Raw genomic sequence first — 24,520 nt, 5'->3', positions numbered from 1 at the left:
GTATGTCCCAGGCAGTGGCTACCGGCGGGGGAACAACCGGGCAGCCTCGGGGGTCGGATCCTCCGGGCAGGCGGTGTGCCGGGCCATGGCCCGCGCCTCGTCGATCATCAGCGAGAGCAGCCGGGTGAAGCGCACCGGGGTTTCCGCCGCCTCCCACAGGAAGAAGGCAAACGAGCCGGGGATGGGGTTTACCTCGTTCAGCCACACCTCGTCGCGGGCGGCGTCGTACATGAAGTCCATGCGCGGTGCGCCAGTGCCGTCGAAGGCCGCGTAGGTGCGCACGGCGAAGTCGCGGATGCGGCCTTCCAGGTCGGCGGGCAGGTCGGGGTTGATCTCGCGCGTCAGCGAAAGCATGCCCGCGCTGCCGGAATCGCCCGCGCTCTTGGCGCCGCCGCCCGCCCCGCCCATTCCACCGGTCTTGGCGCCTCCCTTTCCTCCTGCGGACAGGTACTTCTGGCGAAAGTCCAGCAGTTCGCTGTCGCGCTTGGGCCGCTCGATGGCCGAGGTCGCGTGGCCCTCGCCGTCGCGCCGCACCGAAATGTTGTATTCCACGCAGCCGTCCAGGTACGGCTCCACGATGGCCACGGTGTCGTTTCTGAACAGGCCGGGCAGCACCGCCTCGATCTCCTCGATGGAGTCCACCTTGGCCACGCCGATGCTGCTGCCGAGGTGCGCGGGCTTCAGGCAGCCGGGCAGGGTGATGCCCGCCAGCGCGGCCTCGATCTCGGCGCGCGGGGGCAGCAGGCCGCCCACCGGCTTGCGCAGCACCGCGCAGGGCAGCATGGGGACGCCCGCGCCGGAAAGGGCCTGCTTGGTGGCCGCCTTGTCCATGAAGATGGCCGAAGCCAGCACGCGCATGCCGGTGTAGGGAATGCCCGCGGCCTCGAACAGGCCCTGCATGTCGCCGTCTTCGCCGTAGGGGCCGTGGAAGGCGGGGATGGCCACGTCGAAGGGGATGCGCCTGGGCTTGCCGAACAGCCTGGCCGTTTGCTCCACCAGCATGCCGCCCTTGCCGGGGGCGATTTCCAGCGACACGGCGGGCAGGCCGTCGGCGTCGCGGGCGGGGATGTAGGTGGCGCGGTCGAGCAGTTTTTCGCCGGTGCGCCAGACGCCGCAGCGGTCCACGTAGACGGGCACGGGTTCGTACAGCGCGGCGTCCAGGGCCTGGATGACCTGCAACCCGGTGACGATGCTGACGTCATGCTCGGGCGAACGCCCGCCGAAGAAGACCGCGACGCGGATTTTGCCGTTGGACATGGTGGTTTCCTGGTGGGTTCCTGTATGGTTTGCGGGCGCGGCGCGTGGCCGGGCGGCCCGCCATGTGGATGATGACTATGATGACGATGGTGACGGCGCTGATGCCCGCGCGCGGGACAGCGCGGGCGCCGTCATGGTTGTAGCGCCGGGACGCTCCCTTAACAAGGGGATGGCGCATCCCGAACGGCTGCGGGCAGACGGCTGCGGTGCGGACGGGTGGCGGGCGCCCGGAGGGAAGGAGAGGGCGGCTACGCGGGGCACGGGGCCGCTTGCCCCGCCGGGCGGGCTGTGCCATGAACGGGACTGCGGGCGCGCGGCAGGGCACGCCCCGTTCCGGCCTTCGGGCCGCCATCCGGGGGTTGCGCCACGGGATGGAACGACATGATCCGCACATCAGTCCGTGCCAGCGGCGCTGCTTCGGGGCGCGCTTCCGGCCATGAGGACGGCGAGACCTCCGGCGAGAAACGCATCATCACCAGTTGCACCCGCGACTGCCCCAACAGCTGCGGCCTTGTGGCCACCGTGCGCGACGGCCGCCTGGTCAGGCTGGCGGGAGACCCGCACCACCCGCTGACGCGAGGCAGGGCCTGCGTCAAGGCGCAGCGCTACGTGAAGCGGGTGTACAGCCCGGAACGCATCGTCCACCCGCTGGTGCGCGACCACCGCCACCAGCCCTGGCGGCGCGCCACGTGGGACAAGGCGCTGGACCGCATCGCCGCGCGCATGGCCGCCATCCGCGACGAATCGGGCACCGAGGCCATCCTGTACTATCAGGGCTACGGCGAACGCACCGCGCTCAAGCTGCTGAACCGCTACTTCTTCAACCTGTTCGGCGGGGTGACCACCCTGCGCGGCTCGTTGTGCGGCGGGGCGGGGCAGGGCGCGCAAAACCTCGACTTCGGCCAGCGCGTCTCGCACGACCCGCTGGACCACCACAACAGCAATTCGCTCATCCTGTGGGGCCGCAACCCGGCGTCCACCCAGATCAGCCTGGTGCCGATCCTGCGCGAGATCCGCAAAAGGGGGGCCACGGTGGTGCTGGTGGACCCGGCCCGCAACCGCTCGGCTCCGCTGGCCGACCGGCACATCGCCCCCCGCGCGGGCGCCGACGCCTTCCTGGCCATGGCCGTGACCAGGCTGATCCTGCGCGCCGGGGGCGAGGACCGCGAGTTCATGGATCGCCATGCCGAGGGCGCGGCCGAATACCTGCGCATTCTCGAACGGTACGCGGTGGACGACCTGTGCGTCCGCTGCGGCGTACCCGTGGCCGACGCGGAATTTCTGGCCCGCATGATGCTGCGCCAGCGTCCCACGGCCATCCTGCTGGGCTGGGGCATGCACCGGCACGAGGCGGCGCATCTGTCCATCCGCGCCGTGGACGCGCTGGGGGCCATCAGCGGCAACATCGGCGTGCCGGGCGGCGGGGTGAGCCAAGGCTTCGAGGAATACGGCCCCTACGATCAGCAGTACTGGGGCGACGGGCTGAACCCGCCCCGGCGCACCCTGCTGCTGCCCGAGATCGGCCGCGAGATCCTTGCGGCGCGCGATCCGGAAATCCGCATGATCATGGTCACGGCGGGCAACCCGGCCTGCATGGCGGCCGATGCCGGGGCCGTGGCCCGCGCCTTCCGCACGGCGGAATTCGTGGTCTATTCCGGCCACTTCATGGACGACACGGCGGACCTGTCCCACGTGTTCCTGCCCGCCACGACCTTTCTGGAAGAGGACGACGTCATGGCCAGCTACGGCCACAACTACGTGGGGCCGGTGAACAGGGCCATCGAGCCGGTGGGCGAGTGCCGCCCGGAATTCATGATGTTTCATGACCTCGCGGCGCGCTTTCCCTTTGCCGACAGGTTCCGGCGCGGCGTGGACGAATGGCTGCGCGACCTGTGCGCGCCCATATGGGCACAGGGCTGCACGCCGGAGACGTTGCGCGGGGGGGCCTTCCGGCTGGATGCGCCCATGGTGCCCTACGTGGACAGGACCTTTCCCACGCCGTCCGGCAGGTTCCGGTTCATGACCGACTTCGACCCGGCCGGGCTCGGCGCGACGGACCCGGACTACCCCTACCGCCTGCTGACCATCGCCCCGCACGGGTACATCTGTTCCGAGCGCACCATGGCCGAGCACGACGCCCTGCCCGAGGTGGCGCTGGCCGCGTCCGAGGCCGCCCGCCTGGGCCTGGCCGACGGCTCGGTGGTGCGGGTGGAAAGCGCGGTGGGCGCGGTGAAGGCCGTCCTGCGCACCGGGGACGGCCAGCGGCCGGACATCCTGGTGGCCGAGCGGGGCGGCTGGAACAAGGCCGGGCACGGGCTGAACCTGCTCACCCGCGCCCTGTCCAGCAGGGTGGGGCGCGGCACGCCGTACTACGAGACCTGCGTGCGGGTGGCCCCGTGGCCCGACGACGGGCTGACCGGCCTGCGCGTGCTGGTGGTGCAACACAGCGACGATGCCCCCTGCGGCAACTTCTGCAAGGAACTGGCGCGCTGCAGCGCGGTGCTGACCACCCTGCGACCGGGGCATGGTGATGTTTTGCCTGCGGCGGGGGACACCCTGCCGTCTCTCGACGAAGCCCTTGCCGGGTACGACGCGCTGGTGGTCCTGGGCGGTCCGCAGCACTGCTGGGACGACGAAGGCTCGCCCCATTTCCCGCACCTGATGGACATGCTGCGCGCCTTCGACGCGGCGGGCAGGCCGGTGGCGGGCATCTGTCTGGGGGCGCAGCTGCTGGCGCGCGCCCACGGGGGCAGGCCGTGGACCATGGACGCGCCGGAGTTCGGCTTCGTGGCCTTCACGCCCACCGACGCGGGCCTGGCTGATCGGGTGCTGGGGCCTGCGCTGTCCTCTGCGCTGCCCCTGCCGCGCCTGATGTCCTTCCACGAGGACAGCTTCGACCTGCCGGAGGGGGCCACCCTGCTGGTACGGGGCGACCGGTGCCGCAACCAGTGCTTCCGCATCGGCAACGCCTCGTACGGGTTCCAGTTCCATCTGGAGGCGGATTCCGCCATCGTGGAGGACTGGGTGGACATATTCCGCAAGGAGCGCATGGGGGAAGACACCGCCTGCCGGGAACAATTCGACGATGCGTACTTCAAGGACCTGGCCCGCGACCTGCCCTTGCTGGTGGAGCGGTCGGAGGCGTTCTGCCGCAAGGTGGCGGCGGCGTGGCTGGCCCTTGCCCGGCGGGAAGAGCGTTGAGGCCGCCCCGGCGGCATGGTGTGCGCGCCGTGCGCGCGCACGACGCACAAGGCCCCCGGCGTCAGCCGGGGGCCTTTCCGCGTGGCCGTGCAGGGATGGCCCGCGGGACAGGAGGATGCATCAAGGAACGGATGCATCACGGATACTCCGGACGGCATTCCGCCGGGCGCGGGATGCAGCCTGCGCCGCCGGACCGCCGGGCCTCCGGAGCCATGGTGCGCGCCCGGCCGGTGGGGCCGGGCGGACTGCGCGCTACATCTTCAGGCCCAGGGCCTTGGCCACGCCCGCGCCGTAGGCCGGGTCGGCCTTGGCGCAGTTGCCCACGTGGCGGCGCTTGATCTCTTCCGGCGCGTCGCCCATGGCGCGGGCGGTGTTCTGGAACAGCGCGTCCTGCTGTTCCGGGGTCATCAGGCGGAACAGGCGGCCCGGCTGGTCGTAGTAGTCGGCGTCGTCCTCGCGGTAGTTCCAGTGCGCGGCGTCGCCCTTGATGGCCAGGGGCGGCTCGGCGAAGTCCGGCTGTTCCTGCCATTCGCCGTAGCTGTTGGGCTCGTAGGCCAGGGTGCTGCCGTGGTTGCCGTCCACGCGCATCATCCCGTCGCGGTGGTAGCTGTGCACCGGGCAGCGCGCGGCGTTGACCGGGATCAGGTGGTGGTTCACGCCCAGGCGGTAGCGGTGCGCGTCACCATAGGAGAACAGGCGGCCCTGCAACATCTTGTCGGGCGAAAAGCTGATGCCCGGCACCACGTTGGCGGGGTTGAACGCGGCCTGCTCCACTTCGGCGAAGTAGTTTTCGGGGTTGCGGTTCAGTTCCAGCACGCCCACCTCGATGAGCGGGGCGTCCTTGTGGAGCCACACCTTGGTCAGGTCGAAGGGGTGGTAGGGCAGCTTTTCCACGTCCTTTTCGGGCATGACCTGCACGTACATGGTCCACTTGGGGAAGTCGCCGCGCTCGATGCTGTCGTACAGGTCGCGCTGGTGGCTTTCGCGGTCCTTGGCCACGATGGCTTCGGCCTCGGCGTCGGTCAGGTTCTTGATGCCCTGCTGGGTGCGCAGGTGGAACTTCACCCAGTAACGCTTGTTGTCCGGGCTGATGAAGCTGAAGGTGTGGCTGCCGAAGCCGTGCATGTGCCGGTAGGTGGCGGGAATGCCCCGGTCGCTCATGACCACGGTGACCTGGTGCAGCGCCTCGGGCAGCGAGGACCAGAAGTCCCAGTTGTTCCTGGCGCTGCGCATGTTGGTGCGCGGGTCGCGCTTCACGGCGTGGTTCAGGTCGGGGAACTTCAGCGGGTCGCGCAGGAAGAAGACCGGGGTGTTGTTGCCCACCAGGTCCCAGTTGCCCTGCTCGGTGTAGAATTTGACGGCGAAGCCGCGGATGTCGCGTTCCGCGTCGGCCGCGCCGCGTTCGCCCGCCACGGTGGAAAAGCGCACGAACAGGTCGGTCTTCTTGCCGATTTTCGAGAAGAGCTTGGCCTTGGTGTACTTGGTGATGTCGTGGGTGACGGTGAAGGTGCCGTACGCGCCGGACCCCTTGGCGTGCATGCGCCGCTCGGGGATCACCTCGCGGTCGAAGTGGGCCAGCTTTTCCAGGAACCACACGTCCTGGAGCAGCATGGGGCCGCGCGGCCCGGCGGTCATGGCGTTCTGGTTGTCGGGTACCGGGGCGCCCGCATTGGTGGTGAGCTTTTGCTTTGTCATGGGATCCTCCTGTTGGGGTGGCCTGTTGGGGGAAGGGTGTTGTGATTGATGATAAAAATACTTTTGTAATAATCATTATCCACGAGAGAGGGAATCTGTCAACGAAAATGCAAAGGCCCGGCGAGACCGGGCCTGATTTTTTGTGAAAGAACACTGAAAACGTAGGTATGTTGCCTGGATGCGCGATTGGGCGCGGTCGGGACGCGGCCGGACTCCGCAGGGGGGTACCGGTCATGCGGCATGATGACGCGGGCTGGCGGTCAGCAGGGGCGGTGGCGCCCCGCGCAGGGGACGGCGGCCCGCGTTTCGTCCCGTGCCCCGTCTTGTGCCTCGTTCCGCGCCTCATCCCGTGCCTCGCTTGGGGGGCGTCCGGCCTTGGCGCGGCAGGCCGGGCACAGCCCGAACATGTCGAAGCGGTGGGTGTCCACGGAAAAGCCGGTTTCCGCGGCCATGCGCGCCACCAGTTCGTCCAGCCCCTGCGGCGGATAGTCGGCTATGACGCCGCAGCGGGTGCAGATCAGGTGGGGGTGGGGCTCCGGGTGCCTGCCGTCGTAGCGGCTGCCCAGTTCCCCGAAGCCCAGTTCCAGCACTTCGCCGTCCTCCTTGAGCATGGCGATGGTCTTGTACACCGTGGCCAGGCTGGTGGTGGGAAAGTCCGGCAGGATGGCCTGGTGCAGTTGTTCCACCGTGGGGTGCCCGTCGTGCTCCACCAGGGCGCGGATGATGGCCACGCGCTGGGGGGTGAGCCGGTGCCCGTTGTCGCGCAGGCGGTCCAGCAGGGTGGCGAGGCGGGTGTGGTTGTCCATGCGGGGTTCCAGATATTGCGGTGCCGGACCGGTTGTTGCGGTATGGTGCCGGGAACGGGCCGGGGTCCGACCCGCAACGGCCCGCCAAAGGGAAAATGGTTGTTTGCGGATAAAAGATATTCCGGGGAGGTGGGGCTGTCAACGAGGGCATGAGGGCGGGGCAGGGCACGCGTGCGCGCGGGCGTTCGGCAATGGCGGAAGGTGACGCCGCCATCTCATTGCGCAATGTTTTGCACCATGCGGGAAAAAAACGCATTTTGTCTTGCGTGACAGGGCGTCCCGGACTATAGCGCTAGCAACGGGGACCGTATTGCGCCGGCGGGCGTCCTGTGCGCCGCGCCTCGCCACCTTCAACCGTCGCAGAAGGATGTCCGTTCGATGAGGTACTTGTTGCTGGCCATCATCATTCTCACCTCGGCCCTGTTCACCTTCGTCCATGCGCAGAACGAGGTCGCGCGCGGCGCTGCCGCATCCGCGCCCTTCGCGGCCACGCAGGATCGCTGAGCCAGCCGGCGTCCCACGCCGGGCGTGCGCGCTGATCGGCCCTGGTGGCCGGTCGGCGCGTTCCGTTTTTTCCGGGGCGGGGAAGCGCGCCGCGCGGGGCGACGTGCCGGCTTCGGCAACCGGTCACGCCATTCGTTCCTGGCTTCCGGCCCTGGCAGTCCGGTTGAAGTCGGGCGGGCAGGTGTACTGCGCGCCCATCCGAACGCAAGATAATTCATGCTGTTGTGCGAAACCGGCGCGGAGCGGCGCGACGCCGGAAAAACGTTGCGCACCGGGGCTTGCATTGCCCGCAGGATGATGTATATTGAAACCGTTGCGTCCGAAAAATTTTCTTCGTGAAACAGACGCACTTCGTCACCAGCAGATGAACAAGGAAGCTCCCATGCGTTTCGTCACCCTTTCCGTCCGCGCCACCGCATTCACCGGCTCCGACCGGTCCTTTGCCCGTGGTGAACGCGTCACCGGGACAGGGGGGGGCGCATAGCGGCAGCATTCCGCACGCACACGCGACACGCGGCCCCGTCCACCACCCTGGTAGACGGGGCCTTTTCTTTCACCCCACTTACCCCATTTACCCAACTGGCCCCAAGGGGCATCCGGCGCATGGCCGCCCCTCGCGCACCGCGCGGGCAGGGCCGGGCCGCGCCGAAGGAGGACCGAGATGCGCGAAGAAACCATTGCCGTGGTACGGCGCAGACTGAAGCAGGAAATCCGCGACCTGCGCGAAGCCCTGGACCGCTGGCGCGGCCTGCAGGGCGTGGAGGACGCCAGCGATCCCGAAGGGCTGCCCGACGTGGAAGGCATGACCTACCGTTCGTGGAAGCAGCGCACCGAGGCGCGCCTGCAGGTGCTGCGCGCCACGCTGGAACGGCTGGACGACGAGGACTTCGGCTATTGCGACGACTGCGGGAACGAGATTCCCGCCGCACGGCTGCTGGCCGTGCCCACCACCACCCGTTGCGTGCACTGCATGTCCGCGCGCGAAGAGCGCGGCGCGCAGGCCCGCCCCGTGGTGTTCTGATAGGGGCTCCGCGCACGCGGAGCCCCCGCCGGGGGCATTGTTGCGAGGGGCTCCGCCATTGGCGGGGCCCCTTTTGCATGGGCGGCCGCGCCCGCGCCCGCGACGGCCTTCCGTTTCGTTGCGCGGAACCGCCCCCGCCTCCGCCTTTCCTGCCCGTCCCGCATTTCCCGCCCGTCCGGCGTTGCCTCGCCGCCCCGCCCCCTGTTACAGCGGAACCACGGCATCCCCGCGCTTCCGCCATCCCTCCCATTCCCGCCCCTTCAGGAGGCCCCATGCTCGACGCCATCATGTTCCTGTCCGGCACCATGGTCATGGTGCTCGAAATGGTGGGGGCGCGCCTGCTGGCCCCGCACCTGGGCACCTCGGTCATCGTCTGGACCAGCCTCATCGGCGTGGTGCTGGCCAGCCTGAGCGCGGGCTACTGGCTGGGCGGCCGCCTGGCCGACCGCACCCTGTCGCGGCGCACCCTGTCGCGCATCCTGGCCGGGGCCGCGCTTTCCGTGCTGGCCGTGGCCCTGGCGCACGGCAGGATCGTGGGCTGGGTGGCCGGGGGGCTGGATTCGCTGTACGTGGCCGCCGTGGTGGCCGCCGTGGTGCTGTTCGCCGTGCCGGGCGTGCTGTGCGGCATGGTGTCGCCCTACGTGGTGCGGCTGGCCCTGTCGGACATGGACACCTCCGGCGCGGTGGTGGGGCGGCTGTACGCCGTGTCCACGGCGGGCAGCATCCTGGGCACCTTTCTGGGCGGCATGGTGCTGGTCTCGTGGTTCGGCAGCACGCTGATCCTGCACGGGGTGGCGGCCTGCCTGCTGGGGGCCTCGCTGCTGGCCCACCCCCGCGCGCCGCTGGCCCGGCTGGCCCTGCTGGCCGGGGTGGGCGGGCTGGCCTGGGCCTCGCACGCCTACGCCGCCTTTGCCGAGCGCTATTACGGCGTGCGGGTGACCGAGACCCCGTACAACCACATCCGGGTCTACGACGCCACCCAGGCCGGGCGGCCCCTGCGCCTGCTGGCCACGGACCCCGGCCGCTACCAGTCCGCCGCCTACCCCGACGACATGGCCGAACTGGCCCTGCCGTATACCCGCTTCTACGCCCTGGGCCCGGCGCTGGCGCCCGGCGCGCAGCGGGTGCTCATGCTGGGCGGCGGCGGGTATTCCGTGCCCAAGTGGCTGCTGTCGGGCCGGGCGGGGCTGGATGCCGGGGGACTGCGGGTGGACGTGGTGGAACTGGACCCCGGCATGACCGAGGTGGCCCGCCGCCACTTCGGTCTTGCGGACGACGCGCGGCTGCGTATCTTCCACGAGGACGCGCGGGCCTTCCTGAACCGGCGGGCGGCGCGGATCGGGGCGGGCGCAAGCGGGAAAGAGGGCGGCGACGGCCGCTACGACCTGATTTTCACCGACATCTTCAACTCATACTACTCCGTGCCCTTCCACGTGGGCACGGTGGAGGCGGCCCGCCACATGCGCGCGCTGCTGGCCGACGACGGGGCCGTGGTCATGAACATCATCTCCGCCGCCGGGGGCGAGGACGGGCGGCTGTTCCGGGCCATCCGCGCGGCCTTTGCCGCGTCGTTCGGGGACGTGCGGGCGTACGCCGTGGCCACGGCCGATTCGACGGACTACGTGCAGAACCTGATGCTGGTGGCGCGCCCGGTGGCGGGGCTGCCGGAGGTGCCCGCCGCGTTCCTGACGCCGGAGGTGCGCGAAATGCTGGCCCGCCGCCTGAACCTGCCGGATGTTGCCCGTGACGGCGTGCCCCCCCTGACCGACGAATACGCCCCGGTGGAGCGCTACGCGCTGGGGCTGGTGCGCTGGCGGTAGGGATACCCTACAGTCCGGAAACGGCCCCTGCGGGTTCGGGACGCCCGCCTTGCCGCGTCCCCGGCCTTGCATCATCCGCGGGATGCGTTATCCTGAAAGCTGGTTGCGTTCACCCGACGTCACGAAGCCCAAGGAGCATCGCCATGCACCCCCGTACCCGCACCGTCCGCCCCCGCGCCGTGGCCGTTGCCGCCACCCGCGACGACACCCTTTCCTCCGTCCTGTTTGCCTCCGTCGTCCTGCTTCTGCTGCTGGGCATGCTGGCGCTGGCCGCGCCCGCGCGCGCCGACGACAGCGAGGTGGGCTGCGTGACCACCGAATGGAAGCTGCTGGGCGCCAACCATCAGGTGTGCGTCTTCGCCTTCCAGGACCCGCGCATTCCCGGCGTGTCGTGCTTCATCAGCCAGGCCAAGACCGGCGGCATCAGCGGCAGCCTGGGCCTGGCCGAGGACCCCTCCAACTTCTCCGTCTCGTGCAGCCAGACCGGGACCATCGTCATTCCCGACAAGCTGCCCGCCAAGGAAAACGTGTTCAAGGAATCGACCTCGGTGTTCTTCAAGGCCACCCGGGTCACCCGGCTGTGGGACAAGGAGCGCAACACCCTGGTCTACCTGGCGGTAAGCCGCAAGATCATCGACGGCTCGCCGTACAACTCCGTTTCCACGGTGCCCGTGCGGCCGTAGGGCCGTAGCGCCTTATCCGGCCATACCTGCGAAAAAAAGCCCGTCGCGCAAGCGGCGGGCCTTTCGTCGTTCACGGGCATGGGGGCAGGGGGGCGGGAGGGGAAGGGGCGTCGCACGGCGGCGGGCAAGCGCAACACCAAAGGCCGGGCGACGACGCCCGGCCTTTGAAATGTTCACTGCATGCGGTCAGAACCGCGCCTTGCGCCCAACGGGCGAAAGGACAATTTGGAAGCAGTCCCTAGCGGGCTTCCATCACCAGGATGCGCGTGCGCCCGGTGTCGGACTCGCGCACGGTGATCTCCACGGTGCGGGCGTTGTTCTTCACGGCGTCCACCATCAGCGTGGCCGTCTCCTTGGTATCGCAGTCGTACACGTCGATGATCTCGCCGCGCATGGGCACGGCATCCACATCGACTTCCACGAGATGGCCCGATTCGGTGTCGAAACCGTCCCAGGCCATGGCGGCGCAGGGCAGGGCAAGGGACAGCAGCGCGGCCAAGGCGAACGGGCGGACGAGCGGGCGGATGGTGTGCTTCATCCGGCCCGTGTAGCAGAGCCGGAACGGGGCGGCAAGTGCCTATTGTCCCACGTGGTTACGGAAGCATTTTGAGGAAATCCCCGTATCCCTCGGCCTGCATGGCCTCTCGCGGGACGAACCGCAGCGCGGCCGAGTTCATGCAATAGCGCAGCCCCGTGGGGGCGGGGCCGTCGGTGAACACGTGCCCCAGGTGCGACCCGGCGATGCGGCTGCGCACCTCGGTGCGCACCATCCACAGGGTGCGGTCCACGTGTTCGGTCACCGCGTCCCGGTCCACGGGCCGGGTGAAGCTGGGCCAGCCGGTGCCCGAATCGTACTTGTCGGACGAAAGGAACAACGGCTCGCCGGAGACCACGTCCACGTAGATGCCCTCGCGTTTTTCGTCCCAGTACTCGTTGCGGAAGGCGGGTTCGGTGCCTTCCTTCTGGGTGACCTCGTACTGTAGCGGGGTAAGGCGGGTGCGCAGTTCCTTGTCCGCGGGTTTGGCAAAACCTTGCCATGGTGCGGGTGCGGTCATGGCGGTATCTCCCGTGGCCCCTGGCGCGCCGGGGGCGGCGGAGCCTTGCGTCTGGAGGGTTGCGGCGTCGGTGCCCGATGGGCCGGATGTGCCCGATGTGCCGGATGTGGCTGACACACCGGACGCATCCGGCCCGGCAAAGGTCGGCTGCCCGGCCAGCAGGGCGAACAACAGTACGGCCAGCACCAGCCACAGCAGGTCCGGCAGGCCGTCTCGTCCGCGAATGCGGCGGTATCCGGCGCGTGGTGCGGGCGGGGCCGCCGGTTCCGCCGGTTCCGGATGTTCGGGGCGGGGCCGCCGGGCGTGCGGCAAGCGGGCGGCAACACGCGAGAGCAGGCGGGGCAGGGCGCCCGGCGTGCGGCAAACGCGACCCGCCGCCGAGCGGCACACGCGAAACGCGCTGAAACGTGGAATGGGCATGGCGACCTCCCGGCGGCGCATGTGCGCCGCCTCCGGATGCCCGCGCGCGGTCCGGTGACGTACTCCCGGACCGGTGACGTACTCCCGGACCGGTGACATACTCCTGGAAGGGGCGGGCCTCTCCGAAACAGGTAGAGCCTGCGGAGGGCGTGTCAAGACGGACAGGCGGGCGACGCCGCATGCGGCCGGGGCGTTTCGTCGCGTGCCGGGCGGGAAATGCGCCGGGATGGTTCACAGGGGCGCGGAACATGGTTACCGTAACCTTCCGGACCGGAGACGGACCACCCGGAGCGGAGCCGGTCCGGTGCAAGACCTTGCGCAGGAACCCCGGTCATTGAAGGGGGCCGCCAAGGGCGCTAGGGTGATTTTCAACGGGTGCACTGTCCGCCGGGACCGCACCCCCTTCACGTTCCACTCAGGAGAACGCATGACCGCCGATTTCGACCGCGAACTGCAACGCCTTGAGGGCAAGCTGAAGGCCCTGCGCAGCAAGGAATACATCCCCGACGCCCTGCTGGAGATCGTGGCGCGCACCGCCGCCATCCAGATGGAGGCCCGCGCCGCCGCGCAGGCGGACCTGCCCGCCGGGTTGGCCGCCGAACTGGCCGCCGGGCTGGCCACGCCCGAGGCCCACGCCCAGGGCGCGCCGCTGCTCCAGCGCGACGCCTTCACCTACGACCGGGCGCGCACGGCGGCCACCTTCGGCCGCCTGCTGGCCATGATGCGCGCCGCCGGGGGCAGCCTGGGAGCCGCCGCCGAAGTGGTGCGCGAGGCCATGGAAAAGGGCGAACTGGCCGTGGAGGACGCCTGCGACGCGGCCCTGCGCGACGACGTGGCCTGGTTCGACGCCTGGGCCCTGCGCCTGAACGACGCACCCAGCCTGGTGCGCTTCCTGGCCATGGGCAGCGTGGTGCCCTCGGTGGAGGCGCTGGCCTCGGCGGTGGCGGCGGAACACGCCCGCCGCACGGGCGCGGACCAGCCGGGGGCCACCCCGGTGGTCTGGCAGCACGGCCACTGTCCGGTGTGCGGCAGCGCGCCGCTGGTGGGCCGTCTGGTGGGCAAGGAAGGGGCGCTGCACCACACCTGCTCGTTCTGCCGCCACGAATACCGCGCCAAGCGGTTGCAGTGCCCGTTCTGCCTGGAGAACGAGTCGAAGAATCTCGAATACTTCACCGCCGACGGCGAGCCCGGCTTCCAGGTGCACGTCTGCAAATCGTGCAAGGGCTACATCAAGGTGGCGGACTTCCGCGAGTTCGATCGCATTTCCATCCCGGTGCTGGACGACCTGGAGTCGTTGGCGCTGGACATCGTGGCGCGCCAGCAGGGCTACGCGCGGCCCACGGCGTCGGCCTGGGGGTTCTGATGAGCGGGCGCGACGCGACGCAACTGCCAGATGGGGCAGACAGGGCCGAAGGGGCCATGCCGCGCCAGGTTTCCGTGCGCCGCTACAAGGACGCGGCCTGGGGCGACGTGGACGACGTGCTGAGCCGCGAGGTGCCGGTGCGCGTGGAATGGCGGCCGGAATCGGGTGATGCGAACGCGGCGGGCATCGCCGCCGGGGCCACCCGGCTGTGGGCCTGGCCGCACGGCCTGGCCGACCTGGCCTTGGGCCACGTGCTGCTGGACCGGGTGCACCCCGCCGTCACCGGGCAGGAGCCGGGGGCGTGGGGCATCCGCCACGCGGGCACGGTGACCGGCATCGGCACGGACGCAAGCGTGGACGCCAGTGAAGGCGGCACCCTTGCCTTCCGCGTGGCCTTGCGCGCGTCGCCTCCCGCCTCCGCGCCGCAGCCGTCCGCCACCACGGCGTCGCAGCCGCCCGTGCCCATGCGGGCCGCCGTCCTGCTGGACGCCATGCGGGCCTTCATGGGCGAGGAAGGACTGTGGGACGGCACCGGCTGCTTCCACCGCGCGGGCGTGTACGACCCCGTGCAGGGCCGCCTGCTGCGCCGGGCCGAGGACATCGGCCGCCACAACTGCATCGACCGTCTGGCCGGCTGGGCCGCGCGCGAAGGGGTGGACCTGGCCCCCCGGCTGCTGCTGGTTTCCGCGCGGGTGACGGCCAGCCTGTTCGCCAAGGCGCGCAGGGCGGGCTTTTCGTTCATCGTCAGCCGTTCGGCCGTGACCACCGCCTCGGTGGACATGGCCACGGAGCAGGGCGTGACCCTGGTGGGCTTCGCGCGGGACCGCGAGGAGCGCTTCACCGTGTTCGCCGATGCCGGGGGCAGGGTGCTGGAATGAGTCGCCACCGGGTCACGGAGCACGCGGCGGGCATGCCGGGGGAAGGGGCGGACGCCGCTCCCGGCGCGTCTGCGGACGTGGCCGTGGCCGAAGCCCACGGGGACGCCGCGCACGGCGTCATCGGCGTGGTGCTGGCGGGCGGGCTGTCCACCCGGCTGGGGCAGGACAAGACCCGGCTGCATCTGCACGGCGAGACCGCGCCGGGCCTGCTGGCCCGCACGGCGAAGCTGCTGCGCTCCGTCACCGGCGAGGTCTGGATATCCTGCCGGAGCGGCCGCCCCTGCCCGGTGGCCGAAACGGGCGTGGACGGCCCCTGCTACCGCCTCAACGACGAGGTGGAGGGCATGGGCCCGTTCGGCGGGGTGATCACCGCCCTGCGCGTGGCGCAGGGGCCGGTGCTGGTGCTGTCGTGCGACCTGCCGTTCATGGAGCGCGCCGTGCTGGAACGGCTGCTGGTCCACCGGACCATGCGGCGGCCGGGCACGGTGATGACCACCTTCCGGCAGGTGGAGACCGGGTTCATCGAATCGCTGGTGGCCGTGTACGAATTCGAAGCCCTGCCGCTGTTCCGGCAGGCGCTGGAGGACGGGGAACGCAAGCTGAGCCGGGTGGTGCCGCCGGACCTGCGCGAGCACATTCCCTACTCGGTGCGCGAAGCCTTGCCGTTCTTCAACATCAACTATCCCGCCGACCTCGAGATGGCCCGGCGGATCATCGGCGCGCCGTAACCGGTGCGCCGTCCGGGCAGGGGGCGCCGCACGGGCCTTCCCCGGCAAACGTCATGCACGGCGCCGCCGTGACCGGAAATGCCATGACCAGAACCCCCGTGATGACCCCGGACGCTATGCCCACAGACGCTGACGCCCCCTCCGGTATCGCCGCGCCCTGCTCTGCGCCCGGTCCCGCTCGGGACGCGGCGGCGGACCGCGCCAGCCTGACCGACGCGCACGGCCGCAGGGTGCGCTATCTGCGCCTGTCCGTCACCGACCGCTGCAACCTGCGCTGCTCGTACTGTTGGGGCTGCACCGAAATGCGCTTCATCCCCCACGACGACGTGCTGCGCTACGAGGAAATGGCGCGCATCGTGGACGTGGCCGTGGAAGAGGGCGTGGAAAAGGTGCGTCTGACCGGGGGCGAACCCTTCGTGCGCAAGGGGCTGACCGGGTTCGTGTCCATGCTGCACCAGCGCCACCCGGCGCTGGACATCCGCATCACCACCAACGGCACCCTGCTGGCCCCGCACGCCGCCGAACTGCGCGGCCTTGGCGTGAGCACGGTGAACATCTCGCTGGACACCTTCCGGCGCGACCGCTTCGCCGCCACCACCGGGCGCGACATGCTGCCCCTGGTGCTGGAGGGCATCCACGCCGCGCTGGACGCGGGCCTGGCCGTGAAGATCAACGCCGTGGCCCTGAAGGGCGTCAACGACGACGAACTGGCAACCTTTCTCGATTTTGCACGAACCCATCCTGTTGACATGCGGTTCATCGAATTCATGCCCATGGGCGGCGGCACCAACTGGACCGAAGACCAGTTCTGGGGCGCGCCGGACATCCTGTCGGCGGCGGAACGGCTGGCGGACCTGGTGCCCCTGGCCCCCGGCGAGCGGCGCAAGGGCCCGGCCAAGCTGTGGGGCATCGCCGGTGGGCTGGGCCGCTTCGGGCTCATCACGCCCCTGTCCGACCACTTCTGCGGCGACTGCAACCGCCTGCGCGTGACCCCCGACGGGCGGCTGCGCACCTGCCTGTTCTCCGACCGCGAATACCGCCTGCGTCCGCTGCTGCGCCACCCCAGACTGGGCATGGACGCGGTGCGCACGGTGCTGCGCCTGGCCAACCGCCGCAAGCCCCTGGGCTACCAGCTGCTGGCCAGGGTGCGCGCAGGCCAGCTGGCCGAACTGCGCGGAGCGGGACAGGAATTGCCCAACGCCCCGTGCGAGGGCGGCACCGCCGTGGCCAATCGCCGCATGAGCGCCATCGGCGGGTAGGCGAATCATCGTTTTTCCCGTCGTCTTTCCAACTGGCGACGGACGGCGAAAAGGCGGGGCCCTTGCGGACCCCGCCTTCGCGTTTTTCCGGAATGGAACGGGCGGTTCCGGTTACGCCGGGGACGCCTCGAACGCCTTGCGCTTGGACAGGAACAGGATCAGCGATCCGGCGGCCACGGCAAGGCCGATCCATGTGGAGACGTTCAGCGGCATGCCCAGGCCGATCTTGGCGTAGCACAGGTAGGTGGTGCACACCGAGGTCATGAAGGTGGCGGGCGCGCTGGCGATCCAGTGGAACATGCCGCGCCGCACCAGGTAGGCGGCCGCCGCCCACAGCACGATGGTGGCCAGGGTCTGGTTGGCCCAGCCGAAGTAGCGCCAGATGATGTCGAAGTTCATCTGCGACAGGATGGCGCCCACCACGAACAGCGGCACCGCGATGACCAGCCGCTTCACGTGTTCCACCTGCGAGAAGTTCAGGAAGTCGGCGATGGTCAGGCGGGCGGAACGGAAGGCGGTGTCGCCCGAGGTGATGGGCAGCACCACCACGCCCAGGATGGCCAGGATACCGCCCACTGGCCCCATCAGTGAGATGGAGACGTCCTTGACCACCTTGCCCGGGCCGCCGGCGGCCAGGGTGGCGTCGAGCGCTTCGGGGCTGGAGTAGAAGGTCATGCCCAGGGTGGCCCAGATCAGGGCGATGACGCCCTCGGCGATCATGGCGCCGTAGAAGATGGGCCGGCCGCAGTTTTCGTCGGGCACGCAGCGGGCCATCATGGGCGACTGGGTGGCGTGGAAGCCCGAGATGGCGCCGCAGGCGATGGTGATGAACATCAGCGGCCACAGGGGCAGGCCCTTGGGGTGCTGGTTGGTCCACTGGGCGGCGGGGTAGAAGTCGAAGCCCTTGACGAACAGCATGGCGGTGAGGCCCACGGCCATGATCAGCAGGATCACGGCGAACAGCGGGTAGATGCGGCCGATGATCTTGTCCACCGGCAGGATGGTGGCCAGGAAGTAGTAGGCGAAGATGATCACCACCCATACCAGCAGGGTCCAGTCGGTCATGCTGGCCAGCAGCGCCGCCGGGCCGGTGACGAAGACCACGCCCACCAGCAGCAGGAGCACCACCGAGAAGAAGCGCATGAACTGCTTGAAGCCGTTGCCCAGGTTGTAGCCCACCACGTCGGGCACGGACTTGCCCGCGTAGCGCACCGAAAGCATGCCCGAGAAATAGTCGTGCACGCCCCCCGCGAAGATGGAGCCGAGCACGATCCACACCAGCGCCCACGGGCCGTACAGGGCGCCCAGGATGGGGCCGAACACGGGCCCCAGGCCCGCGATGTTCAGCAACTGGATGAGGAATATCTTGCCGGGAGACATTTTCACGTAGTCAACGCCGTCGGCCATGGTGCAGGCCGGGGTCTCCTTGCAGTTGTCGGCCCCGAAGAACCGCTCGACCACACGGCTGTACACCATGTAGCCGATGATGAGCGCTGCCACGCTTATGATGAAGTACATTACCGAAGGCATGGTCTTCTCCTTTCGTTGTTCCGCCGTGTCATTGTCGTGCGTTGACGGAATGTCCTTGCAGCCCGTTTTTGCGATGTTTAGCGTTTGTGATGTGTGTAATGCATGATATATTATGTTTTATTTTTTTATTTTTGCGTTGTATTTTTGTTGACCGATTTGATTTTATTGGAGTGCATAGAGAAAGTATGTGACAGTTATGAATGTTCTTATGACGCATTGTTTGTTTTTGTTCTTGTGCAGTATGGTTGAAAAATTTCTTGTGTTGCATTTTTAATGATGTCTTTGGCGCTTCGCAAAGTGAACCATGATGGTCTTGGATGGGCGTGTTGGTAATACGTTGTGGATTAATTTTTCAACTGCGATCGCCGTGTTTGTCGTTTTTCCTTCCCGAACGGTATTTTTTCCCGCCTGGATGGGTGCGGGCGGGCTGGGCGCCAGGGGAGGCGGGCCATTCATGGTCCGGCTTGCCGGCCCGGCCGGCAAACGTGTCTTCCGGTCAGCCGACGCGAAGCGCCCCGCCTGCGTATGCAGGCGGGGCGCCGGCTGGTCGTTGGGCGGGGTGCGGCGTCATGCCGCATGGCCCGTCGCGGGAAGGGTGCAGGTCAGGCGGGCGACGCCTCGAACGCCTTGCGCTTGGACAGGAACAGCCCCAGCGACCCCACGGCCACGGCGATGCCGATCCAGGTCGAGATGTTCAGCGGGATGTTCAGGCCGATCTTGGCGTAGCAGATGTAGGTGGTGCACACGGCGGTCATGAAGGTGGCGGGCACGGTGGCCATCCAGTGCAGCATGCCGCGCCGCACCAGATAGGCGGCCGCCGCCCACAGCACGATGGTGGCCAGGGTCTGGTTGGCCCAGCCGAAGTAGCGCCAGATGATGTCGAAGTTCACCTGCGACAGGGCGGCGCCGATGACGAACAGCGGCACCGCGATCATCAGGCGCTTGCCGTTTTCCACCTGCGAGTAGTTCAGGAAGTCTGCGATGGTCAGCCGGGCCGAGCGGAACGCCGTGTCGCCCGAGGTGATGGGCAGCACCACCACGCCCAGGATGGCCAGCACGCCGCCGATGGGGCCCATGAGGGTCATGGAGACGTCGTTGACCACCTTGCCGGGGCCGCCGGCGGTCAGGGCCGCGTTGAGCGCCTCGGGGGTCTGGTAGAAGGTCATGCCCAGGGTGGCCCAGATCAGGGCGATGACGCCCTCGGCGATCATGGCGCCGTAGAAGATGGGGCGGCCGCAGTTCTCGTCGGGGATGCAGCGGGCCATCATGGGCGACTGGGTGGCGTGGAAGCCCGAGATGGCGCCGCAGGCGATGGTGATGAACATCAGCGGCCACAGCGGCAGCCCGGCGGGGTGCTGGTTGGTCCACTGGGCGGCGGGGAAGAAGTCGTAGCCCTTGACGAACAGCATCGCGGTGAGGCCCACGGCCATGATCAGCAGGATGGCCGCGAAGACGGGGTAGATGCGTCCGATGATCTTGTCGATGGGCAGGATGGTGGCCAGGAAGTAGTAGGCGAAGATGATCACCACCCACACCATCAGGCCCCAGCCGGTCAGGTTGTCGAGCAGCTTGGCCGGGCCGGTGACGAAGACCACGCCCACCAGCAGCAGGAGCACCACCGAGAAGAAGCGCATGAACTGCTTGAAGCCGTTGCCCAGGTTGTAGCCCACCACGTCGGGCACGGACTTGCCGTCATAGCGCACCGAAAGCATGCCGGAAAAGTAGTCGTGCACCGCACCGGCGAAGATGGAGCCGAGCACGATCCACACCAGCGCCCACGGGCCGTACAGCGCGCCCAGGATGGGGCCGAACACCGGACCCAGGCCCGCGATGTTCAGCAACTGGATGAGGAAGATGTTTTTGGGGTTCATCTTCACGTAGTCCACGCCGTCCGCCATGGTGCAGGCCGGCGTTGCCCTGCAGTTGTCAACGCCGAACATCCGTTCCACCACACGGCTGTAGACGACGTATCCACCTATCAGGGCGGCTAGGCTGAGCAGAAAATACATGACAGATGGCATTTCAGTGCTCCTTTTGCTGAAAGTTGCAGATGTCTGTCTTTATGTTTTTCATGATAGTTGCGATTCATGAACTGAAAATATCGTGTAATTGAAGTATTATAATTATCTAAATACATTGAAATAATATTCAAGTATCAAGTCATATGCTGAAAGCATGAATATTTTTTGTAAATATTTTTGTATAGATGCAGTCATGAACGATGATGTGATTCAAAAAATATGGAAAGCAGACGCATATTTTCAGTTTATCGTCATATAATGACACTCATGAAAGAGAAATTGTCTGATTAATCAGAAAATTTCATGCATGAGTTTCTTCATGATGCTTCTACTACGCTGTTTTATGGGTAAGGCAATGATCCGGCAACGAGATGTAGTATTTTGCGGGTGAAACGTCTATTTGCCGGTATGGGGGACATGGGGGGTGCATTGAGATGCGCTGTGCGCACAGGGCGGAAAAAAAGGTGCGCCGCCCGGCGGTATGCCGGGCGGCGCAAGAAGAAATGCGGCGGAGGTGGACTCCGCCGCGCGGTTTCAGGGGGCGGCGTGCCGCCACGGCCTCGGGGTGCACGCGGGCAGCGGCGGCGGACGGAAGAGAGCGCACCGCCGCAAGGAGGGAGCCCGGCATTTCCGGGCTTCCTCCTTGCGGCAGCCGATGGCGTGCGGGGGGGAATCAGGTCTTGCGGCGGCAGCGGGACAGGAACAGGGCCAGGGCCAGCACTGCGGCGGCGGCGCCCGCCCACGACGAGGCGGCCAGCGGCAGGTTCAGGCCGATGCGGGCATGGCAGATGTAGGTGGCGCACACGGCGGTCATGAAGGTGGCGGGCAGGGTGGCCGGCCAGTGGAACACGCCCCCCCGCGCCAGGAAGGCCGCCACCGCCCACAGCACCAGGGCGGCCAGCACCTGGTTGGCCCAGCCGAAGTAGCGCCAGATCACCTCGAAGTTCACCTGCGACAGGGTGGCCCCCAGCGCGAACAGCGGGACGGCGATGAGCAGGCGGCGCCTGCGTTCCCGCTGCGGTATGCCGAGCACGTCGGCGATGGTCAGGCGGGCGGAGCGGAAGGCCGTGTCGCCCGAGGTGACGGGCAGCACGATGACCCCCAGGATGGCCAGGATGCCTCCCGCCGGGCCCATCAATTCCATGGAGACGTCGTTGACCACCTTGCCCGGCCCCCCGGCGGCGATGGCGGCCTGCAACTTCGCGGGGTCGGGGTACAGGGCCATGCCCAGGGTGGCCCAGATCAACGCCAGGGCACCCTCGGCGATCATGGCCCCGTAGAACACGGGCAGCCCGCTGCGTTCGTCGGGCAGGCAGCGCGCCATCAGGGGCGACTGGGTGGCGTGGAAGCCGGAGATGGCCCCGCAGGCGATGGTGATGAACAACAGCGGCCACATGGGCAGGTCCGCCGGGGGGGCGGCCCAGGCCAGGGGGGCGCCGGTGGCGTGCCCCTCCACGAACAGCGCGGCCGTCAGGCCCACGGCCATGACCAGCAGCGAGCCCGCGAAGATGGGGTAGACCCGCCCGATGACCACGTCGATGGGCAGGATGGTGGCCAGGAAGTAGTAGGCGAAGATGACCACCACCCAGGTCATCACCGGTATGGCGGTCATGTCCGACAGCAGGCGCGCCGGGCCGGTGACGAACACCACCCCCACCAGCACCACCACCACCAGCGAGAATACCTGCATGAAGCGGCGCATGGAGGCGCCCAGGTGGTCGCCCACCACGTCGGGCAGCGAAAGGCCGCCGCGCCGCACCGAAAGCATGCCCGAGAAATAGTCGTGCACGCCCCCCGCAAAGATGGACCCCAGCACGATCCACACCAGCGCCCACGGCCCGTACAGCGCGCCCAGGATGGGGCCGTACACCGGCCCGATGCCCGCGATGTTCAGCAACTGGATGAGGAAGACGCTCTTGGCGGGCATCTTCACGTAGTCCACCCCGTCGGCCATGGTGCAGGCGGGGGTGGGACGGGCATTGTCCGGGCGCATCAGGCGCGTCATGACGCGGCCGTAGAGAAGGTAGCCGCAGATGAGGGCGGCAAGGCTTATGAGAAGATATGCCCCGGGCGGCATGGGTGCTCCTTGGAGGGTGATGGCGCGGCCGGTCGCGGGGAGCCGGCGACCGGGTGGAAAATACCCGCAACCGCCGCGCATGGCAACGCGGAGTGCGGGGGGCGAAACGAGGGAAACGGCAATGGCGGGCGTGGGGAGCGCGGCCGCGGGCGGCGGTCGTGCCGTCCGTGGTCCCTGGCGACCGTGCGCGGGGGGCGCGCGTGGACAGCGGCGGAAACGCGGCAGGGCGTCCTGACCGGCGCTACTGCAACTGCTGGCGGGGAATGCGGAACGAGACGCGCGTGCCCCGGCCGGGTTCGCTGTCGATGCGCATGGCGTACGAGGGGCCGTAGAGTTGCACCAGGCGCTGGTTGCAGTTGCGCGCGCCGATGCCGTCGTTCAGGCTTTCGCCCGTGACGTCGGCACAGGTCTGGCCGGGGTGCGGGCCGGTGTGCAGGTCGGGCGGAGGCGCGGGGGGCGCGTAGGGCGAAAGGTCGCTGGCGGCGGGGGCCAGGATGGCGTTGCGGGTGTCGTCGTCCATGCCCGCGCCGTCGTCTTCCACGGTCACCAGCAGGTGGTCGCCCTCCGCGTGGGCGGACAGGCGCACCAGCCCGCCCTCTTCGCGGGCGAGGATGCCGTGGCGCACGCTGTTTTCCACCAGGGGCTGGATGAGCAGGGGCGGGACCAGCCAGTCGGCCGTGCCGGGGGCCAGGTCGATGTCGGCGCGGATGCGGTCGCCGAAGCGGGCCTGCTCGATGACCAGGTACGAGCGCACCTGTTCCAGTTCTTCGGACAGGCGAATGGCCCCCCGGCTGGAATCGAGGTTGCGGCGCATGTACCGGGCCAGGTCCAGGATCAGGTCGCGCGCCTGGCCGGGCGCGGTGCGGCAGAACGAGGCCACCGTGTTCAGCGAGTTGAACAGGAAGTGCGGGTTGATCTGGGCCTGCAACCGCCGGATTTCCGCGCGGGCGATGAGCTGGTTCTTGATGCCGATCTCCTCCAGTTCGATCTGGGTGGAGAACAGGTCGGCCAGCCCCTTGGCCAGTTCGAAGCGGGTCTGGTCCAGCGGGCGGTTCTTGACGCCGTACAGCTTGAGGCAGCCGAGGATGTCCCCGCCCTTGCGCAGCGGCACGATGATGGCGTCGGTCAGCGGGCAGCCGGGCTGGCGGCAGCCGATGGATTCGCGGTCGCGCACGAAGAGCGGTTCGCCCGTTTCCGCCACCTTGCGGGTAGCCATGGTGCGCACGTGGAATCCGGCCAGGTGGTGGTCGGCCCCGGCGCCCACGTGGGCCAGCACCATGTCGCCCCCGGTCAGGGCCACGGCGGCCACGTGGGTCTCGTCCAGGATGATTTCCGCCGTGGCCTGGGCGGACGAGCGCGTCAGGCCGGAGCGCAGGTGGGTCAGGGTCTGGTTGGCGATGGACAGGATCTGCCGGGCCTGGGTGGAGTCGCGCAGGTCGCGGAAGTGCAGTTGCAGGCGCAGGGCCTGCACGAACAGCGCCGCGCCCATGGCGTTGATGAGGATCATGGGCAGGCTGATCACCCGCACCAGTTCCACGGCCTCGGTGAAGGGCACGGCCAGCCACAGCACCAGGCCCATGTGGTAGGTTTCGCCCACCAGCCCCAGGGCCAGCGCCGTGGCCCAGTCCAGCCGCCGGTCCGGAAAGCGCCACGCCACCAGCCCCGCCAGTATCCCCTCGCTGAGGGTGGCCAGGCCGCACGGCAGCGCGCTGAACCCGCCCACGTCGATGAGGTAGCGGTGCCCGGCGGCGATGAGCCCCGCCCCCGCGCCCACCACCGGCCCGCCGAACAGCCCGGCGGTGATCACGCCCATGGCGCGCAGGTTGGCGAACGACTGGAACACGAAGTTGCCGGTGTAGGTGCCCAGGATGCCGAACAGGCCGAACATGACCACCAACAGGGCCGTGGCCCACAGCGGGCGCGAACGGCCCGGCCCCACCTTGTCCAGCGGGGCGAAGGTCATGATGGCGAAGCCCCCGGCCAGCAGCAGGCCGAAGCGCTGGGTCAGGGTGATGAACAGTTCCGGGACGTGCGGGGAAAGTATCGGGTCCATGCGGCCCTCTCGCTAGGGGCTGTTTCCAAATTAGGATGGCTCTAGACCATCAGGCCAAGCCCTGATAGGCTAGAATCATGTTTAAAAACAGCAAATTAAGCCGCTACAAAATCGGAAAAATTGCTGAATGCTTTTGCATCGATATTGAT

General features: G+C 68.4%; 18 protein-coding genes and 1 pseudogene. 10 read left to right on the top strand and 9 right to left on the bottom strand.

Annotated elements, in window-relative coordinates:
• Nucleotides 1-18: 18 nt before the first annotated feature.
• Entirely contained in the window at nt 19-1,257 is a 1,239-nt protein-coding gene (locus V6B97_RS10590; protein WP_333506475.1) for a D-alanine--D-alanine ligase, read from the bottom strand.
• 381 nt (nt 1,258-1,638) lie between these two features.
• Between V6B97_RS10590 and V6B97_RS10585 the strand changes: the two genes are divergently transcribed.
• Nucleotides 1,639-4,458 (top strand): molybdopterin-dependent oxidoreductase, encoded by a 2,820-nt coding sequence (locus V6B97_RS10585; RefSeq protein ID WP_333506474.1) that lies wholly within the window; start codon nt 1,639-1,641, stop codon nt 4,456-4,458.
• Between the two features lie 252 nt (nt 4,459-4,710).
• On the opposite strand, the gene V6B97_RS10580 is transcribed toward V6B97_RS10585, so the two are convergent.
• Together V6B97_RS10580 and V6B97_RS10575 are read right to left on the bottom strand one after the other, a co-directional pair.
• Nucleotides 4,711-6,153 carry a catalase gene (locus tag V6B97_RS10580; RefSeq protein WP_333506473.1) on the bottom strand — a complete coding sequence of 481 codons (1,443 nt, stop codon included), beginning with the start codon at nt 6,151-6,153 and terminating at the stop codon, nt 4,711-4,713.
• Between the two features lie 260 nt (nt 6,154-6,413).
• Nucleotides 6,414-6,959 carry a Fur family transcriptional regulator gene (locus V6B97_RS10575; protein WP_333506472.1) on the bottom strand — a complete coding sequence of 182 codons (546 nt, stop codon included), beginning with the start codon at nt 6,957-6,959 and terminating at the stop codon, nt 6,414-6,416.
• Between the two features lie 378 nt (nt 6,960-7,337).
• Here V6B97_RS10575 and V6B97_RS10570 point away from each other — a divergent pair, with 378 nt between their 5' ends.
• The 4 genes from V6B97_RS10570 (at nt 7,338) to V6B97_RS10555 (ending at nt 10,987) form a co-directional block, all read left to right on the top strand.
• A complete protein-coding gene (locus V6B97_RS10570; RefSeq protein ID WP_333506471.1) occupies nt 7,338-7,463 on the top strand; it encodes a hypothetical protein in 126 nt (41 codons plus the stop codon).
• A 661-nt stretch (nt 7,464-8,124) separates the two neighbouring features.
• Nucleotides 8,125-8,484 carry a TraR/DksA family transcriptional regulator gene (locus V6B97_RS10565; RefSeq protein ID WP_333506470.1) on the top strand — a complete coding sequence of 120 codons (360 nt, stop codon included), beginning with the start codon at nt 8,125-8,127 and terminating at the stop codon, nt 8,482-8,484.
• Between the two features lie 272 nt (nt 8,485-8,756).
• The gene (locus tag V6B97_RS10560; protein WP_333506469.1) at nt 8,757-10,304 is read left to right on the top strand and encodes a fused MFS/spermidine synthase; all 1,548 of its coding nucleotides are present in this window, start codon (nt 8,757-8,759) and stop codon (nt 10,302-10,304) included.
• Between the two features lie 143 nt (nt 10,305-10,447).
• Complete coding sequence (locus tag V6B97_RS10555; protein ID WP_333506468.1) at nt 10,448-10,987, top strand: CreA family protein; 540 nt, start codon at nt 10,448-10,450, stop codon at nt 10,985-10,987.
• 238 nt (nt 10,988-11,225) lie between these two features.
• Here V6B97_RS10555 and V6B97_RS10550 read toward each other — a convergent pair whose 3' ends face one another.
• Both V6B97_RS10550 and msrB read right to left on the bottom strand, forming a co-directional pair.
• Nucleotides 11,226-11,525: a DUF5334 family protein gene (locus tag V6B97_RS10550; RefSeq protein WP_333506467.1), complete on the bottom strand. Its 300-nt coding sequence runs from the start codon at nt 11,523-11,525 to the stop codon at nt 11,226-11,228.
• Nucleotides 11,526-11,580: 55 nt separating this feature from the next.
• Nucleotides 11,581-12,462, bottom strand: coding sequence for a peptide-methionine (R)-S-oxide reductase MsrB (msrB, locus tag V6B97_RS10545; protein WP_333506466.1), 882 nt, complete (start codon nt 12,460-12,462; stop codon nt 11,581-11,583).
• A gap of 427 nt (nt 12,463-12,889) precedes the next feature.
• Between msrB and V6B97_RS10540 the strand changes: the two genes are divergently transcribed.
• From V6B97_RS10540 to moaA, 4 genes are all read left to right on the top strand, one after another.
• The gene (locus tag V6B97_RS10540; RefSeq protein WP_333506465.1) at nt 12,890-13,825 is read left to right on the top strand and encodes a formate dehydrogenase accessory protein FdhE; all 936 of its coding nucleotides are present in this window, start codon (nt 12,890-12,892) and stop codon (nt 13,823-13,825) included.
• Nucleotides 13,825-14,703: a formate dehydrogenase accessory sulfurtransferase FdhD gene (locus V6B97_RS10535; protein WP_333506464.1), complete on the top strand. Its 879-nt coding sequence runs from the start codon at nt 13,825-13,827 to the stop codon at nt 14,701-14,703. Before V6B97_RS10540 ends, V6B97_RS10535 begins: the two co-directional genes overlap by 1 nt.
• Nucleotides 14,700-15,431, top strand: coding sequence for a molybdenum cofactor guanylyltransferase (mobA, locus tag V6B97_RS10530; protein ID WP_333506463.1), 732 nt, complete (start codon nt 14,700-14,702; stop codon nt 15,429-15,431). Before V6B97_RS10535 ends, mobA begins: the two co-directional genes overlap by 4 nt.
• A gap of 83 nt (nt 15,432-15,514) precedes the next feature.
• Nucleotides 15,515-16,690 (top strand): GTP 3',8-cyclase MoaA, encoded by a 1,176-nt coding sequence (moaA, locus tag V6B97_RS10525; RefSeq protein WP_333506462.1) that lies wholly within the window; start codon nt 15,515-15,517, stop codon nt 16,688-16,690.
• A 111-nt stretch (nt 16,691-16,801) separates the two neighbouring features.
• Here the strand turns inward: moaA and V6B97_RS10520 are convergent, their stop codons facing one another.
• The 4 genes from V6B97_RS10520 to V6B97_RS10505 form a co-directional block, all read right to left on the bottom strand.
• Nucleotides 16,802-18,220: a carbon starvation CstA family protein gene (locus tag V6B97_RS10520; RefSeq protein ID WP_333506461.1), complete on the bottom strand. Its 1,419-nt coding sequence runs from the start codon at nt 18,218-18,220 to the stop codon at nt 16,802-16,804.
• Between the two features lie 602 nt (nt 18,221-18,822).
• On the bottom strand, nt 18,823-20,241 hold the full coding sequence (locus V6B97_RS10515; protein WP_333506460.1) for a carbon starvation CstA family protein: 1,419 nt from the start codon (nt 20,239-20,241) through the stop codon (nt 18,823-18,825).
• A 673-nt stretch (nt 20,242-20,914) separates the two neighbouring features.
• Nucleotides 20,915-22,318 (bottom strand): carbon starvation CstA family protein, encoded by a 1,404-nt coding sequence (locus V6B97_RS10510; RefSeq protein ID WP_333506459.1) that lies wholly within the window; start codon nt 22,316-22,318, stop codon nt 20,915-20,917.
• Between the two features lie 241 nt (nt 22,319-22,559).
• A complete protein-coding gene (locus tag V6B97_RS10505; RefSeq protein WP_333506458.1) occupies nt 22,560-24,371 on the bottom strand; it encodes a LytS/YhcK type 5TM receptor domain-containing protein in 1,812 nt (603 codons plus the stop codon).
• A gap of 77 nt (nt 24,372-24,448) precedes the next feature.
• Here V6B97_RS10505 and V6B97_RS10500 point away from each other — a divergent pair.
• Nucleotides 24,449-24,520, top strand: a pseudogene (locus V6B97_RS10500) (IS1595 family transposase); the annotation flags it as partial.

It is taken from the genome of Nitratidesulfovibrio sp. 1201_IL3209 (assembly GCF_036763125.1).
GTDB lineage: Bacteria > Desulfobacterota > Desulfovibrionia > Desulfovibrionales > Desulfovibrionaceae > Cupidesulfovibrio.
Note: the sequence above shows the minus strand (reverse complement) of the source record. Positions and strands in the feature narration are given on the sequence as shown.